Origin of the sequence: Nonomuraea typhae, from assembly GCF_009760925.1 — a bacterium.
Taxonomy (GTDB): Bacteria; Actinomycetota; Actinomycetes; order Streptosporangiales; family Streptosporangiaceae; genus Nonomuraea; species Nonomuraea typhae.
In genome coordinates, this window is the sequence record NZ_VRLV01000016.1 from 126,307 (window position 1) to 139,762 (window position 13,456).

Below are 13,456 nucleotides of genomic sequence, written 5' to 3' on the forward strand. Positions count from 1 at the left end.
CGGGAGGCGGGCGGGGCTTCTTGGCGTTGTGCGGGGGTTGGTGTCCGGCCGCCGGGCCTGCGCGCCGCGGCGGCCGGACTGGTCCCTCGCCTCCCGAGGGGCATCCCCACCCCTTGTGGTTTAGGGACGTTCCAAACACGGGATAGGTTCACACCAACTTGTCCGCTTCCGGACACGTCGGAACCCCGGGACTTCTTCGCCTCGTGAGCCCCGCTTTCGCTGGTTACGCGTTCCCTGGGCCGCTTGCGAACTGCAGGATCTCGGCGGGATCCCACAGCGGCGTCCGGGCCACATGGCGGGCAGGGCGGGGAGCTTGACCACGAGCCACGTAGGCGCGCCAGGTGGATGACGCTATCGGCCGGCCCCGCTCCCGCAAGAAGGCGAGAACCTGCTCCATGGTCATCCCTGTCTCGGCTCCGGAGTCGATGCGCTCACGCGGCGTGGGCCCGAGGACATGCCAGCCGGGCGGGATCTTCGCGGCCTGCTCTTCCAGCCAGTCGTGCGGGTCCTTGCCGGAGGTGGCCGGATAGCGGCTCCAGCCCCTCCATGGGCGGCGTTCGGGCTGCCCGGCCTGCTCGGAGGTGTACCAGTGCTCCCAGTCGGCGAGGCGCTCTCTGATCGGCGTATCGGACTCGACCCAAATTTCGGCGGCGACGGCCAGCGGAGCGGCTGCGATGGCCTCAGCCAGGGTACGAGCGCGAGGCGACAGGCGATCCAGGTCGACCTCGTCGTAGCCCGGTCGGACGCGGGCAACTTTCTCCCCGTGGCCATTTCCGGTGGTGATGAGTTCGCCGTCGCTGTCGAGGTGAGGGGTGCTCTCGCGTAGCTGGATCTTCACGGTGGCCATGTGGCTGGCTCCTTACCTGCAGTCGCAGGTGCGCTCGTCCAGGCCGCAGTAGTGGCACTCTCCGGCCGGGGCGGGGGACGGGATCGCGTCGGCGAGCTGGCCCATGATGCCGGGGCTGCGCAGTGTGAGGTCCGCGTACAGGCCGCTGTTTTCGAGGGCCTCAGCAGCTGCGTCCCGCTCGGCGAGCCGCCGCAGCATGTCGAGGCCATGATTGATGGCCTCTTGCGCGGTCTGGCCGTCGCCGATGGTGCCGATGTGGTGCCCGTTCCGGTATTCGCTGGCGCGCCAGCAGGCGGGGCCGAGCTGGTCGCTGTAGGTGGCGATGACCGTGGTGGTGTCGTCGACGCGGTGCTCAACTGGGGCGTGGCTCATGCGGCGCTCCTTGCCTAGGGTGACGCGGTAGGCGAGTGAGGCGGCTTCGATGATCCACCGGCCGGCGGCCTTGGCTGCGGCGACGACGCCGGTCCGGCACCAGTGGCGGATGGTGGCGACGGTGACTCCGGCGGTCTGGGCGGCAGCGGTGGTGTTCATCGGGGCGCCTTTCTGATTGGATATCCAGACCATACAGCGTCACGCTGTACAGCATCAAGCTGTACGAGTCCGATGTCCTCATCCGGACACACCAGAGCCTTCGCCTCCCGAGGCTGGCCATACCAGCAGGAGCGCTTCCTGCGCGAGACCGAGTCGAGCAGGCCGAAGGAGAAGTCCGCCGCGGCGGAGCCCAGCACCCCGCGGGGAAGGGGATTCTTCTACGCGGTAGGAAAGATCTCTCGCGTCATCGTTGACGGCGGCGGCCTACGCTGTCGATGGGCCTCCTGCCTGCTGATACCACCGAGTCCGCCGGCAGGAGGCCCAGCCATCCCTAGGAGGGGTGGCGCGGGTCGAAGGTCACCCACAGGATCCACAGCACCAGCTTGGCCACAGCCACGATGGTGCGGATCCACTGGTGCTTCTTCGGCCCGTCGTCGCGGTTGTCGTCCGACACGTTCGTCTCCTGTCTCACCGGACCGTCCGGTGCGCAGTCCTGACGGACCGGGGCGCGAGGCGCCGACGCTGCCGCCCGCTCACGATGGTCCACACCGCGAAGGTGCGCAACGCCTCGTCCTGGGCGGGAGCGGATCTTTCTACCGCGGTGGCGGAGAACCCTCCGTAGGGGGATGATCCTTACTCGCGAAGACGCGCAAAGGCCCCGCCCTCCCAGAGGGCGGGGCCCGGGAACCTCAAGCGCTGCGCCACCTCGCCTGCGCCCCGCCCTTCGATGTGCACCGCATCAGCGTGCCCGCGTTCGTCCGCCCCAGAGCGCCCTGTGGCGAGCAGAAGGCCCCCGGGTGCACACCTGACTGGATGGACGGCCGGGGCTTGCGCGTCCGGGTGGGCTTCGGTGTCGGCCTGGGAGTCCGGATCTTCACCTTGGGCTTCTTCGGCCGCGGCGTGGTGGGCGACACCGTCGGTGTCGGGCTGGGAGACGACGTCGTCTCGCCGGCCAGAGCAGGTGTCGGCGTGGCGGACTCTGCGGCCAGAACCGCGCTCTCCGTGGAAGTGGGGAGCGACGCCGGCGTGGAGCTGGTGGCGGCCGAGCAGCCCGTCACAAGAGCGAGCGCGAGTACGGCAAGGGGGAGAGAGCGCATCGTTGCACCCTTCGGGGATTGGTGTGGGTGGCGACCCGAAGAGTGAGACGACCGAGAGTCACGCAAGGTTGTCTCAGAGTGGCGTTCTGTTGGTATCCCAGTGGGCGCCCTCGGCCTCGCGACGCCGTGGGCGCCTTCGGGAGGGCAGCTAAGCGCGGCGGGCTCGAAGTGAGCTGATGCTCACCACGTTGGTGATGCGGCGGCTTGGTAGCTCGCTCCCGGTCGCGTGCCGGCTGAGAACGTCCTCGGCGAACGCGGGCGTCCAGTTGGCCGATCTCGCCAGCCCCTGGGCCGGGTGCGGGCCGTACAGGGTTTCTGCCATGGCGCGGAAGCCGCGCGGCTTGATGGGTGCGATGGCCGCTCGTTCTCGAAGTCGTTCGCCGCGGGCCGCCATCTGCTTGAACAGGCTGGTGTAGCGCTGCTCGTCGATGCGCTCCAGGCGGCGAGCGGTGCGGATGAGTGCGGCGATGGACACGCCCCAGCGTCTCTTCAGAAGGGCGAAGTCCTGAATCGTCGGGTGTGCGGGCATCTCTCGCCGCATCGCATCAAGCGGGGTCAGGAAGTGCATGGCGAACTCGTCTGCCTCCTGCTCCAGCGTTTTGCTGGCGCCGGCTCCGCGGTGCAGGAGGCCGTGGCCGAGTTCGTGGGCGGTGGACCACAGTTGCCGGTCGCCGGCGTCGACGTCGAGGAGGGCAAGGACCAGCCGATCCTGCAGCCAGAGTGAGAACGCATCGCGGCGGGTGTTGGGCAGCGGGAGGGCGACGACGAGAACTCCCGCGTGCTCGAGCAGGACTGGCAGGCCGATGGCCGGCTCGTGCGGGCTGAGCCCCAACGCGTCCCTGGCGCCCTTCGCGGCTATCTCGGGGTCCGTGCCGAGTGGCATCGAGGCGAGGGTGAGGGCGGGGCCTTCGAGATGGTCGAGCATGGTCACGGCTGCTTCGGCGACGATCTCGCCGCCCCGCTTGGCCTGGTTCGACTCCTTGACGCTCATGCCGGCCCGCGCCCGGAAGTGAGTCGGCAGGCCCTCGAAGGTGACCCGTGGCGCCTGCTGGAAGAAGTCGACGGGGAATCCGGTCGTGGTCGCGAACTGGGTCAGGACGGAGAAGGGCAGTTCGGTGAGGTCTCGTTCGGCGTTCGACAGGGTGCCCTGGCTGATGCCGATCTCGTCGGCCAGGGCTCTCTGGGTGAGCAGGCAGAACTCGCGCGCTTGCGTCAGCCGAGTTCCGTAGATCACTGTGACTCTTCCTCCCCGAGTGCCGTCTGGGTGTCCCGGCGACGGTACTGCAGATCTTCGACCTGGGTGTAACGGCCCAGCAGAGGCGTTCGCCAATCCACTGTGACCTGGCCACCATGGACGCCGACCGGCCTGACCAAGTCGAATCTCACGATGGTGGAGCCTTCGGCTGTCCAGTGGATGATGACGTGGTTCTTCTTGACCTGCCGCGCTTTGATCTCTTCGAAGTCGAGGGAGAGTTCGTCGTCACCGACGACGGGGATCTGGCGTTCGGGGATCTGGTGGACGAAGTTGAGCTTCGCTCGTGTGGTCGGTTTCGGGATCTTGATGTCCTGCGTGTGCCACGTGCGGACGATGTCGTGTTCGAGGTGGAAGATGAGACCGCTCATCGGGAGCCCGAGATCATCGTCGTCGTCGAGTTCCGGGTTGAGCTGCTTGAGCTCTTCCATTGCTTCACGACGGGTCATGTGACGGTAGAAGTGGATGTCGCCCTTGGGCTTCCAGCCGCGTTCGTCGTGGATGTGGTCGGCGGTCTGGATGCCCCTTTCCAGGGCGCGGAAGATCTCCTGGCAGGCGGTCTCTAAACGGGCGAGCGTCCCCTCCGGGGAGTCCTCTCGGATCATGTGATTAATCATATTCTGGCAAAATACACACCCGCCAGCTGAACACGCCGATACCGGGAGACGCGCTTCCGTCGGCCTAGTCGTATGATCCTGCCGAACGGCGCTCAAATTGGGGGAGATCATGGCTGACCTGGACATACCCGCCGACGTGCTCGAGCTCAAACGGCAGTACTACGCCGCAGACGCACGCTGCTATGAGATCGCCGCCGGCCTGCCGTCCAGTGTGGACGTGGTCAATCTGGAGGCCGAGCCGGACCCTGAGCGCCAGGCGGATCTCGTTGAGGCGCGCTCCGACCGGCTGCGGCTCGTCGAGGAGATCAACCGGCACCCGTGGCTGGCCGGCGGAGAGAACCGGCATGCGCGGTGGATGGCCCTCAGCAAGGCGGCTCGAGAGAGTGTGGCGGCGCCGGCGGAGTGAGGCGTACCGTTACTGAGCCTGGCAAACGAGAGCCCGCCCCCGCTTTCGGGGACGGGCGCTCAGCTATCTCGGGTCAGCAGGTGGCCAGCATGTCGGCCAACTCGTCGATCTCGGCCTGCTGAGCGCTCAAGCCCCAGTCGTACTTGATGTCGGTCCAGGACTTCGCGTAGTCACACCAGAAAGAGGCGAGCGGTGGTTTCCAGGTGGTGGGGTCTTGGTCGCCTTTGGCTTGGTTGACGTTGTCGGTGACGGCCCAGAGCTGTGTGTCCGACAGGCTGTTGGCGAAGGCGCGGCGCTTGGTCGTGGTCCAGGCCCAGGCTCCGGAGCGCCAGCTTTCTGACAGGGCCACCATGTGGTCAATGTCAAGATCACTGGCGGCGGTCCAGGTGGCGCCATCGTACGGCGAGTACCAAGAGCCGGATACGGCTGCGCATGAGGTGTTGACGACGACGTTGTCGCCGTCCCGCTTAAGGACGGTTTCCCTGGTGTTGCATTGGCCCGAGATCGTGATCCAGTGAGGAAAGAGATCGCGATCATAGGTGTCTTCGTGGCTCTCCGGGGCGACTGCGATGAGCGCCAGCTCCTGCAGAGCCTGGGCTGTGGTCGGCATGCCCGGTGGGATAGCCACGGCGGGGCCAGCGAAGAGCGGGATGAGGAGGAGAGGTGTCAGGAGGAGGGTGAGCAGGGCGGCGAAGGGGGACTGCCGCATGGCGGGAGCCTTCCTGGCCCCGAGCATGGCCAGGTTTGTCCTGGTCAGGGGAGATGTCGGGGAGCCAGGATCAACGTCTCAACACGACAGTGGGGAGGCTAGGGACGACACGCGCCAACAAGCCGAGCAAGATTTCGTGGTCGGCGACCGTAACGTCTGGCGCCGGCGGCTGGGAGTGTGGGTATAGGCCGCATCTAGGGTGACGCCGCCCCAGCGTGGGGGACTGGGGCGACGCCCTCACGGAGGAGAACCCCGGGCGCCGCACGCCCCGACGTCTCCACCTGTTAGATGCGCGAGACCCGAATGAGGTTCACAGGTCATGAGCGACGCGCCTCTTTGCTCACACCGGCGCAGGACGTACCGTCAGGCCATGGACGACCAGCAGACCGCCCGCAACCTGGCGCTCGCACGACTCCAGCAGGCCGCGAGCAACCTCAGCAGCTTCGACACCAAGACCCTGCTCGACGGGGTGAGGCGGCTGCGGGCGTTCGCCGCGGAGATCGAAGACGACCTGATGAGGCTGCGCCCCACTGACATCCCGCCCTTCAGCTCCCCGCGGTGAGCCGCTACCTGGTCGGCCCCGGAGGGCTGCGTGTCGAGCCCGTTGAGCTCGGCGACCCGGACTCGAACCTGCTGCTGGCACGCATGTGGGACGCCGGCGCCCAGCCAGGAGAGGTCTGGTACCGCGTCACCAGGAACGGCATGGCGCTCGGAGTACCCGGCATCTACCCAATGGACGTGCTCCAGGAGTTGCTCGACCTGACCGAACTGCGGGAGCCGGACGAGAGCGTCGGTGAGGAGACGGCGTAGGCGGTGGCCTACTTGGCCGGGGGTGGTGTCACGGTGTACCCCTCGCTCTCCAGGTACCTGATCGTCGTTTCCATGTCCCGCCGGATGGCTGCTCTGAGCTGTCGCTGATGGAACTTCTTCCGGCCCGGCTCGATGACGTCCCGCCAGCCCGGTTTCGGATGGACGATCTTCTCGGCGATGACGAACTCGATGACATCCTCCAGGCACCAGCGGAAACGACGGTGACCGGCCGGGAAGTGGAGCCGGTCGAGTCCCCGCTCAAGCAGCCGGCCGCCCCATTTCCGCAGGACAGGTGAGTCGCCGTACACCTGGATGTGAGCCTCTGGGTAGCCGTCCGCTTTGTCGCGCTCGTAGTCGAAGTGGCAGAGGCGATCTACGCCCTCCGCGTCAGCGTAGATAGCGACGAACGCGGACAGGACGGTGAAGTACTCGCCTTCGGGGTCGAAGCAGAAACGGAAGGAGAGGTCCATCCAGGCGCGTGTCTGGCTGTCGGGCATGGTTCGGAGTGGGAAGGCTTCGGTCAGCAGGTTGGCCTTGCTGATGCCGCGCGCCACGATGACGACACCATGCTGCTTCGGATGGACGACCGCCGAGATCTTCAGGTAGTCGCAGATCGTGCTGTTGAGGGCCTGCTGGACGTACTCCCCGAACTTGCGAGCCTCTTGCAGGATTTTCGCGACGTCAGTATTCGCGGATGAGGAGCCAGAGCTTGCGGTGCCTGAGTGACGTGAACCGCCGATCCTTAGCTTGTCGAGCCAGTTCGTCATAGGTGACCCCGAGCTCGTCCAAGGCGTGCTGCTTCGCTGCCTCGTACTCGTCCGCTGTCAACTCGATCACTTCGACGCTCTCGGGTTGTTCGGGTCTCCGCTGAACCATTGTCATCCCGACCTCCTCTTAGACCCCCGACCAGGCGTTCGAATCGGTCTTTCGGTATCAACATAACCTCTGGCTAAGACAGAAAACTCGGTTCCGAACAGGTATTACTCCCTCACTCCCGGTTGTTTCCCCTGACTGCTGGTCACGCATGGGAGGGAGGACGCTACCGTACGTCAGAACTCGCGCGCTGTCCTTGATAACGATTCAGGTGACCGATGTGTCCCGATCTGGACATGATCGCCATCTGCGCTGTACCGACAGGGTCGTGCACGACCACCAACTCGACATAATCCCGGTTATCGCGCAAGCCCACCCGGGGCAGTGCGAGGCACTCTGCCATACGGCAGGGGCCGGTTGTTAGCCGATCTCGATCCAGAGGGCGATGCCGGCGACCATGGCACCCAGCATCAAGATCCACAGCAGGATGGAGACCAGATAGCGCCGCTTGCGCCAGGAATCGACCCCTACGAGGCCCGCGATGACGCCTACGACGGCTATGCCGATAACCCCTGCCATGGCCTGCGTCCTCTCGTGGAGCTGCGCGTCACTCGGAGATCGGCAGCGCGGACGGGCTGTTACAGCATTCGAGGAGCGCTCCAGAAACGGCTGAGAATGTGTGGAATCCCAGCCGTCCTGGGCGGGGCCGCCGGGGATCTACCCGGTGGTCGTGCCGTGTAGCTGCTCCGTGGACGGCGGCATGTGGATCACCTCCGGTCACCCTGTTAGATAGTTCAAGTGTCTATCGCAAGGCTGGCAGAAGATCCGCAACCCGGGACGCCCTACTTGGACTCTCGCCGGGGCCAGCGCAAGAAACCGCCCGGAGCCTTGACCCAGAACTCTTCCGGGTTGCGGTGGATGCGGTGGCCGGTGTTGTCCCGGTCGCAGTCGCTCTGCTTGCCGTCCGTGTCGGCGACCACGGCCTCGCACGTCTCACTGGGTGGCCGTGACCTGTTGCTTTCGTTCACCATGGGTGCGATCCCTCCTGTGGGGTTGAGGGGCCCGGGCGCGGCTGTGCCTGCCAGGGTTTGAGCCGCGTCCTGGGCCCCGCCGGTCTCAGTGGCTGTTCTTCTTGCGGGCTGCTGCCTCCTTCGCCTTCTGCGCCTTGCGCATCGAGGCCGGGACGCCGAGCTCGGCCATGCCGACACGGCAAGCGTGAGTGAGCGGGTTGTTGTGCTGCCTTCTGCAGTGCTTGCAGGTGAACAAGGTGACTCTGACGCTGAGGTTCATTGCAGCTTCCTTCTGATCGCAGTTGATGATTGTCGGTAGCGGTGCCGAGGGCCCGCCGTGCCGGGGAAGTGTCGGGCGGGTCCTCGGCGCTCTCAGCGGGCCCAACACCCTCCGGCGTGCTTGTTGGCTTCGGTGTCGTAACCCCAGCCCTTGTCGCCGCAGGCTTGGCACACCCACCTGCCGCCGCTGTCGTCGTTGTGCCACTTCCAGACGACGGTGCCGCCACCTGCCGTGGTGAAGGTGATCTCGTTTTTCATCAGGGTTCTCCTCGTGGTGTCTGGGTGCCGGCTAGTGGTCTTCGTCGCGGCCCGAGCATCCGTGTGCGCCGTGCCCATAGAAGCCTCTGTGGCAGGGACACCAAGACGCAGTGCAGGCGCACCCAGGAGCGGCGGTAGAACCGTGGCCGCAGTCGCCGCAGTTGCCTTTGGTGGACTGGCCCTTGATGTAGTCGGTGACGACTCGCTTGAGGCCCATGGTCACCTCACGATGTTGGTTGCGAACACGGCGTTCACCGCAGCGGCGGCCTGGGCGGGACGGGTGAACAGGTAGAAGATCACGAACGCTACGGCGGCGTAGGCGATCAGCTTCTTGGTGCGCATGGGTCAGCTCAGGTCCGGCTCTTTGCTGCGGCCGTGGCCGTTGAGGACTCGGCCGCAACCGGGGCAGGAGTGGTTGGCGGTCACGTGCGGGATGGTGCTGACCGTGCCGCAGCCGCCGCAGGTGACGGGACCGTCACCGTGGTAGGTGTCGCCCTTGCTCTGGAACTTCATTCGGTTCTCCCTTGTGAGTGGAGCGGTTGCTCCGGACACCTCGCCCGGCAGGCCGGGAGAGCATCCGCAACCACCGCGCCGAATGCGTCAGGGAGGGAGGCGAGCGAGGCGACGAGACCAGCACATTCGGGGGGTCTCAGCGCCCCTCCTGAAGGGCGCCTCCCTGCCTCCCCGGCAGGGAGTTACGCAGGTCAGGGCCGTATTCTCGGGGAGGGAGGCGGAAAGGGAGTTCTCCCTGCCTCCCTGCCCTCCTCCCTGATCGCTTCGGCTGTCATTCGTCGTCTTAGGCATCCGATTCCTCCCGGTTTGCGAGCGCGCTGATGACGCGATCACGGCCGACGACCATGCGGCCATCCGACTTGTAGGGGGCCGCGCCGGCGTCCTCCAGGACCCTGGTCAGATCGGCGAAGGCCCACGTGCGGTAGCGGCCCGGGTCACGCTCGGCGAGCCGGTAAAGGACCTCCTGTGTCAGCACCCGGGGTTCATTTCGCAGCACGGCGGCGATGTCGGCGAGCGGATCGCGTCTGTCCTCGACGGGCATGTCGTCGAGGGTGGCCGTCCCAGCGCGGCGCGCCCTAGCGCGGTCGGCGACCTCGGCCGCCTCCTCCTTTGCCACGTAGTGCGTGCGGATCGTGATGGACGTCTGTCCGACAGGGAGCTTCATGCCACCGCCGTTGGTGACGACCGTTCCCCTGTCGAGGTCCTGTCGTAGCAGGTGAGGGGCAGCGCCCGCGTTCACGGCGTTCTCGCCAAGCGCCATGCGGGACTGGGACTCGGTGCCGACGACCAGGGAGGCGCGAATGTGGGCACCTTCGCGGACCAGGACGGGAAGGTTCTGGTCAGTGGGGTTCTGGGTACCCTGCCAGAGCAGGACGTCCACAGCCCGCCCCTGGTTGTGGATCTTCCGGGTGGCGATGAAGTACCGGCTGTTGGACTTGGTACCGCCGTAGGGGACGCCGTCCTCGTCCTTGGCCGGGCACATGAACGCCTGCTGCGCCTCGTCCACGATGAGGACGACCGGATCGAATCGCGTGCCAGGAGGCGCTTGGAGGCGGCGCTCCATCTCGTCCACGCCCCACTCGACCATCGCGGTGGCTGCGGCGACGTGCTCGTCTGTGGGGCCTTGGATGAGGACTTCGGCGATGCCCTTGAACATGGCCCAGTCGCCGATGCCCTTGAGGTCGGCGATCCGGAACCGCACGTTGGTGAACGCCAGCCACAGCGCCAATGCCCGCAGCGCCGCGGTCTTGCCCTGGTTCGACAGGCCGGTGATGAGCAGGTGCCTCTGGTAGAGGCTGATGGTCGCAGCCTCGCCGCGCAAGTTCTGCCCCCAAGGCGCTTGGCCGTTCTCGTAGTCGGCGTCGATCTCCTTGCTCGTGACCAGCGGAGACGGGCCGATCGGCTCATCGAGTGCGCCGGGGTCGGCGATCCACAGGCGGACGGTGCGCGCCTGCTCGGGGATGGTGATGAACAGCTCGTGAAGGTGCCGGCCGAGGTTTTCCGCGAGCTTGCGCCGACGTTTCTCTATCTCGTCGGTAGAGGTCCCTGACGGCAAGGTGACGTCGACTTCGACGCCGCAGCCAGCGATACGGATGGGGCTGAGCATTGCCGCTCCGGCGTCGCCCATGTCCTTGATGGCCTTGCGCAGCGGGGCGTAACCGATGTCTCGCAACGCGGTGACGACCACCGACGGCGTAATCATGACTGGGGTGCTGTTACGGCCGCCGGCGTCGCCGTCCTTGGCCAGCCAGGTGGGGGGCGTCCCCTTGCGGTGACCTTCCCGCCACGCGGCCACCACAATGCCAGCCGGAATCGCAGGCCACATGTACTTGAGCACGGTCAGGATGAATCCGATGAGGTCGCCTGTCAGTTCCCACACGGTGCTGAAGCTGCCGACACCTGTGGCCCACACCGCGATGGAGAGCGCCAGCAGCAGCATCAGCGCCCCGAGCAGCGAAATCCCCAAGAACTTGGCCACGTTCACAGCCAGGAGCGGCAGATCCATGAGCCGGGAGCGGCGCGCGGCCACAGCCCGTTCCTTGCGGTCCACCCAGGCGGCGAGAGCTTCCTGGTCGCCGATGACTTCAGCGGCGCGGATCTGGCGGCGGTACACGCCGTAGGAGAGCCCGTCCCCGGCCCGCACCCACCAGGAGTGCCAGCCCTGCGCCACCCGCACACCGTGCAGCGCCACCACACGTACGGCCTTCGCCGTCTTGGGCGATGACCGGACGACCGTGATGCCCTCGACGATGACGTCCGGCAGCAGCCTGGCCCGCGGCTCAGCAGCGTCCACCAGCTCGGCGTCGTAGACGACGGTGTCAAGCTCAGCGCCAGTGTCCTCGGCAGGTAGCGGCAGGTCGGGGGCATCGTCGGCGTTGCGGGGGACGAGGCGCAGGTCGGGGCGGGCTTTCTCGGTCAAGGCGCGAACTCCCTCCATGGAGAGGCCCGGTAGACGCGAATGGCTCGGCCGTCCATGGCGGTGGCGTTGGCGAGCCGTACGGAGGCGCAGGCAGTGAGGAAAGCGGCGAGGTAGGCGGCGAAACGCAGCGCGTTCCAGGCGGTGATCAGCGGCGCCACGAGCATGACCGCGGCGATCCAGTACGCCGGCTGCCACCACCGCATGGACCGCAGCCTCGCGCGGTACTGGCGTGGGTCGCGGGCCGAGGCGGGAGGCTCAATGATCGACGCCCGCACGAGAGCGAAGATCACCAACAAGGCGACGGCGATTTCGATGACGGGATTCATGTTGAAGCCTTCTTTCCGGGCCGCAGAGCGCGGCGCGTCCGGCCGTCCATGGCCTCGGACCACTCGCGCGCCTTTCGAGCTCCGTACTGGGGCGTGCACTTGCCGACGTTGGCCAGCTCGGTGCCGGTGGGAAGACGCCGCTCTTCCTGGACGATCTTCTGCCAGTAGGCCCACATCGCCTCGGTGGCGCGGGTTTCATCCTCGGTTTCATCGCCGGTTTCATCCGAGGGCGGTGGAGGCTCTTCGCGGAGCCGGTCGATCAGGTCGTCGATCTCCGCTTCTGAAACCTCGACATCAACCGAGCGGACGGTTTCATCCGCAGTTTCAAACCGGGGTGTCGGACGACCTTCAAGCCGGGCGATGTAGGCGGCCATCGACTTGATCGCCGCCGACGTTTCGGGGTCGCGCTGGGTGTTGATGGCGGCGGTCCACTCGTTCATCGCTTCGGCGAGCTGGGCGGCTTCGCGGTGCTTGGCGGCGCCGGTGACGGCCGGGTGGTCGAGGTGCGCCCACGTGGGGGTGTCCGGGAGGGTGGTGAGGCTGGCTCCGCCGAACAGGGTGGTGACCTGGTCGAGGAGCGCCCACTGCATGCGCTCGTCCTGAGCGAGACCAGTGTGGGCGACGGCCTGGTCGAGGCGCCGGTCGAGTCTTGCCATGGCGGCCCGGACCTTCCGCTCGGAGGCTCCGCGCTCGCGCAGCGCCTTGGCCCGCTTGGCGGCCAGCGCCACGCGGGTGAGGCGGCGGTGGGCGTCGACGTCTGCTGCGCTGCGGTCGCGCGCCTCCGCGATCCCGAGCCGGACCAGCACCCGCTCAGGCGTCAGACGCCAGTGGATGCCCGAGGTTCCGCGCAGCCGGCGGCGCTCCAGCCGCATCCCGCGCTCCCACAGCCAGGCAGAGACCAGGGGAGAGGAAAGCCGGAAGACCACCTCGGGGAAGGACTCGGAGTGCATCGCGGACAAGAACGCGGTCAGGACGGCCAGGACCCAGACGGCGATCCCGTCGATGCCGGCGGAGAAGTTCTCTCGCATGGAGCGCTTGGCGCGCACGGCGGAGGTGACGACCGCGACCTCGATGAACGCGAACAGCACGATGCGCAGTGGCCACGGCAGGTGCAGGACGTTCTCGAAGAAGCGCCACATGCCGGTAGCCGAGACGCCGGTCGCGATGGTCGCGGCGACGATCGTCAGGTTGTCCTCGGCGCTGTGGCGCTTGGCGACCTTCAGCAGAAGACGGAGGCCACGGCGTAGCTGCCACCAGGTGACCACGAGGACTGCGAGGCCGATCACCGCTGCGGCGACCCAGGGAACGAACTGGGGTACGCCTGGTAGCTCGATCAGATTGGTGGGGGTCATGCGATCCGTCCATGGTGGCGCCGGTAGTCGTCGAGGCTGACGACGCCCTCGGGGAGTGAGTTCTCGGCGGTTCCGAGTGTGCGTCTGGCTTGGGCGATGAGTTCGTGGACGGCGCGGCCTGTGCTGATGTGGCGGTCTGCCAAGGCTTGGAGCAGTTCGAGGGAGACGTCGACCGTCGGGGTGGGGTATGTCATGATGAGAGCTGTCCCTTCCGGTT

Annotated in this window: 21 protein-coding genes; 4 read left to right on the plus strand and 17 right to left on the minus strand. The window is 66.8% G+C overall.

Features of this window, described 5'->3' with window-relative positions:
- Nucleotides 1–223: 223 nt before the first annotated feature.
- The 3 genes from FVE25_RS54665 to FVE25_RS56575 form a co-directional block, all read right to left on the minus strand.
- The gene (locus FVE25_RS54665) at nt 224–847 is read right to left on the minus strand and encodes a hypothetical protein (protein WP_219825905.1); all 624 of its coding nucleotides are present in this window, start codon (nt 845–847) and stop codon (nt 224–226) included.
- A 12-nt stretch (nt 848–859) separates the two neighbouring features.
- Nucleotides 860–1,378, minus strand: coding sequence for a hypothetical protein (locus tag FVE25_RS42745; RefSeq protein ID WP_157253232.1), 519 nt, complete (start codon nt 1,376–1,378; stop codon nt 860–862).
- Between the two features lie 331 nt (nt 1,379–1,709).
- Nucleotides 1,710–1,832 (minus strand): hypothetical protein, encoded by a 123-nt coding sequence (locus tag FVE25_RS56575; protein WP_281367965.1) that lies wholly within the window; start codon nt 1,830–1,832, stop codon nt 1,710–1,712.
- Between the two features lie 359 nt (nt 1,833–2,191).
- Here FVE25_RS56575 and FVE25_RS42750 point away from each other — a divergent pair, with 359 nt between their 5' ends.
- Nucleotides 2,192–2,521 carry a hypothetical protein gene (locus FVE25_RS42750; protein WP_157253233.1) on the plus strand — a complete coding sequence of 110 codons (330 nt, stop codon included), beginning with the start codon at nt 2,192–2,194 and terminating at the stop codon, nt 2,519–2,521.
- Between the two features lie 102 nt (nt 2,522–2,623).
- Here FVE25_RS42750 and FVE25_RS42755 read toward each other — a convergent pair whose 3' ends face one another.
- Nucleotides 2,624–3,709, minus strand: coding sequence for a helix-turn-helix domain-containing protein (locus FVE25_RS42755; protein WP_157253234.1), 1,086 nt, complete (start codon nt 3,707–3,709; stop codon nt 2,624–2,626).
- Nucleotides 3,706–4,332 (minus strand): hypothetical protein, encoded by a 627-nt coding sequence (locus tag FVE25_RS42760; protein ID WP_157253235.1) that lies wholly within the window; start codon nt 4,330–4,332, stop codon nt 3,706–3,708. The genes FVE25_RS42755 and FVE25_RS42760 overlap by 4 nt, the downstream gene beginning before the upstream one ends.
- 121 nt (nt 4,333–4,453) lie before the next feature.
- Here FVE25_RS42760 and FVE25_RS42765 point away from each other — a divergent pair, with 121 nt between their 5' ends.
- The gene (locus FVE25_RS42765; protein ID WP_157253236.1) at nt 4,454–4,750 is read left to right on the plus strand and encodes a hypothetical protein; all 297 of its coding nucleotides are present in this window, start codon (nt 4,454–4,456) and stop codon (nt 4,748–4,750) included.
- 73 nt (nt 4,751–4,823) lie between these two features.
- On the opposite strand, the gene FVE25_RS42770 is transcribed toward FVE25_RS42765, so the two are convergent.
- The gene (locus tag FVE25_RS42770; RefSeq protein WP_246268313.1) at nt 4,824–5,360 is read right to left on the minus strand and encodes a GmrSD restriction endonuclease domain-containing protein; all 537 of its coding nucleotides are present in this window, start codon (nt 5,358–5,360) and stop codon (nt 4,824–4,826) included.
- Nucleotides 5,361–5,829: 469 nt separating this feature from the next.
- Between FVE25_RS42770 and FVE25_RS42775 the strand changes: the two genes are divergently transcribed.
- Both FVE25_RS42775 and FVE25_RS42780 read left to right on the plus strand, forming a co-directional pair.
- The gene (locus FVE25_RS42775; protein ID WP_157253238.1) at nt 5,830–6,021 is read left to right on the plus strand and encodes a hypothetical protein; all 192 of its coding nucleotides are present in this window, start codon (nt 5,830–5,832) and stop codon (nt 6,019–6,021) included.
- Nucleotides 6,018–6,269: a hypothetical protein gene (locus FVE25_RS42780; RefSeq protein ID WP_157253239.1), complete on the plus strand. Its 252-nt coding sequence runs from the start codon at nt 6,018–6,020 to the stop codon at nt 6,267–6,269. Before FVE25_RS42775 ends, FVE25_RS42780 begins: the two co-directional genes overlap by 4 nt.
- Nucleotides 6,270–6,277: 8 nt before the next feature.
- Here the strand turns inward: FVE25_RS42780 and FVE25_RS42785 are convergent, their stop codons facing one another.
- From FVE25_RS42785 to FVE25_RS42830, 11 genes are all read right to left on the minus strand, one after another.
- Nucleotides 6,278–7,036, minus strand: coding sequence for a hypothetical protein (locus FVE25_RS42785; RefSeq protein ID WP_157253240.1), 759 nt, complete (start codon nt 7,034–7,036; stop codon nt 6,278–6,280).
- 466 nt (nt 7,037–7,502) lie between these two features.
- The gene (locus tag FVE25_RS42790; RefSeq protein ID WP_157253241.1) at nt 7,503–7,661 is read right to left on the minus strand and encodes a hypothetical protein; all 159 of its coding nucleotides are present in this window, start codon (nt 7,659–7,661) and stop codon (nt 7,503–7,505) included.
- 263 nt (nt 7,662–7,924) lie between these two features.
- Nucleotides 7,925–8,113, minus strand: a complete 189-nt coding sequence (locus FVE25_RS42795; protein WP_157253242.1) for a hypothetical protein — start codon at nt 8,111–8,113, stop codon at nt 7,925–7,927.
- Between the two features lie 85 nt (nt 8,114–8,198).
- A complete protein-coding gene (locus FVE25_RS42800; protein ID WP_157253243.1) occupies nt 8,199–8,372 on the minus strand; it encodes a hypothetical protein in 174 nt (57 codons plus the stop codon).
- A 92-nt stretch (nt 8,373–8,464) separates the two neighbouring features.
- Nucleotides 8,465–8,629: a hypothetical protein gene (locus tag FVE25_RS42805; protein WP_157253244.1), complete on the minus strand. Its 165-nt coding sequence runs from the start codon at nt 8,627–8,629 to the stop codon at nt 8,465–8,467.
- 219 nt (nt 8,630–8,848) lie between these two features.
- Nucleotides 8,849–8,971, minus strand: a complete 123-nt coding sequence (locus FVE25_RS56580; RefSeq protein ID WP_281367966.1) for a hypothetical protein — start codon at nt 8,969–8,971, stop codon at nt 8,849–8,851.
- Nucleotides 8,972–8,974: 3 nt separating this feature from the next.
- Nucleotides 8,975–9,142: a hypothetical protein gene (locus FVE25_RS42810; protein WP_157253245.1), complete on the minus strand. Its 168-nt coding sequence runs from the start codon at nt 9,140–9,142 to the stop codon at nt 8,975–8,977.
- A gap of 283 nt (nt 9,143–9,425) precedes the next feature.
- On the minus strand, nt 9,426–11,561 hold the full coding sequence (locus FVE25_RS42815; RefSeq protein WP_219825906.1) for an FtsK/SpoIIIE domain-containing protein: 2,136 nt from the start codon (nt 11,559–11,561) through the stop codon (nt 9,426–9,428).
- Entirely contained in the window at nt 11,558–11,887 is a 330-nt protein-coding gene (locus tag FVE25_RS42820; RefSeq protein WP_157253247.1) for a hypothetical protein, read from the minus strand. The genes FVE25_RS42815 and FVE25_RS42820 overlap by 4 nt, the downstream gene beginning before the upstream one ends.
- On the minus strand, nt 11,884–13,239 hold the full coding sequence (locus tag FVE25_RS42825) for a hypothetical protein (RefSeq protein WP_157253248.1): 1,356 nt from the start codon (nt 13,237–13,239) through the stop codon (nt 11,884–11,886). Before FVE25_RS42825 ends, FVE25_RS42820 begins: the two co-directional genes overlap by 4 nt.
- Nucleotides 13,236–13,433 (minus strand): hypothetical protein, encoded by a 198-nt coding sequence (locus tag FVE25_RS42830; protein WP_157253249.1) that lies wholly within the window; start codon nt 13,431–13,433, stop codon nt 13,236–13,238. The genes FVE25_RS42825 and FVE25_RS42830 overlap by 4 nt, the downstream gene beginning before the upstream one ends.
- Nucleotides 13,434–13,456: the final 23 nt, after the last annotated feature.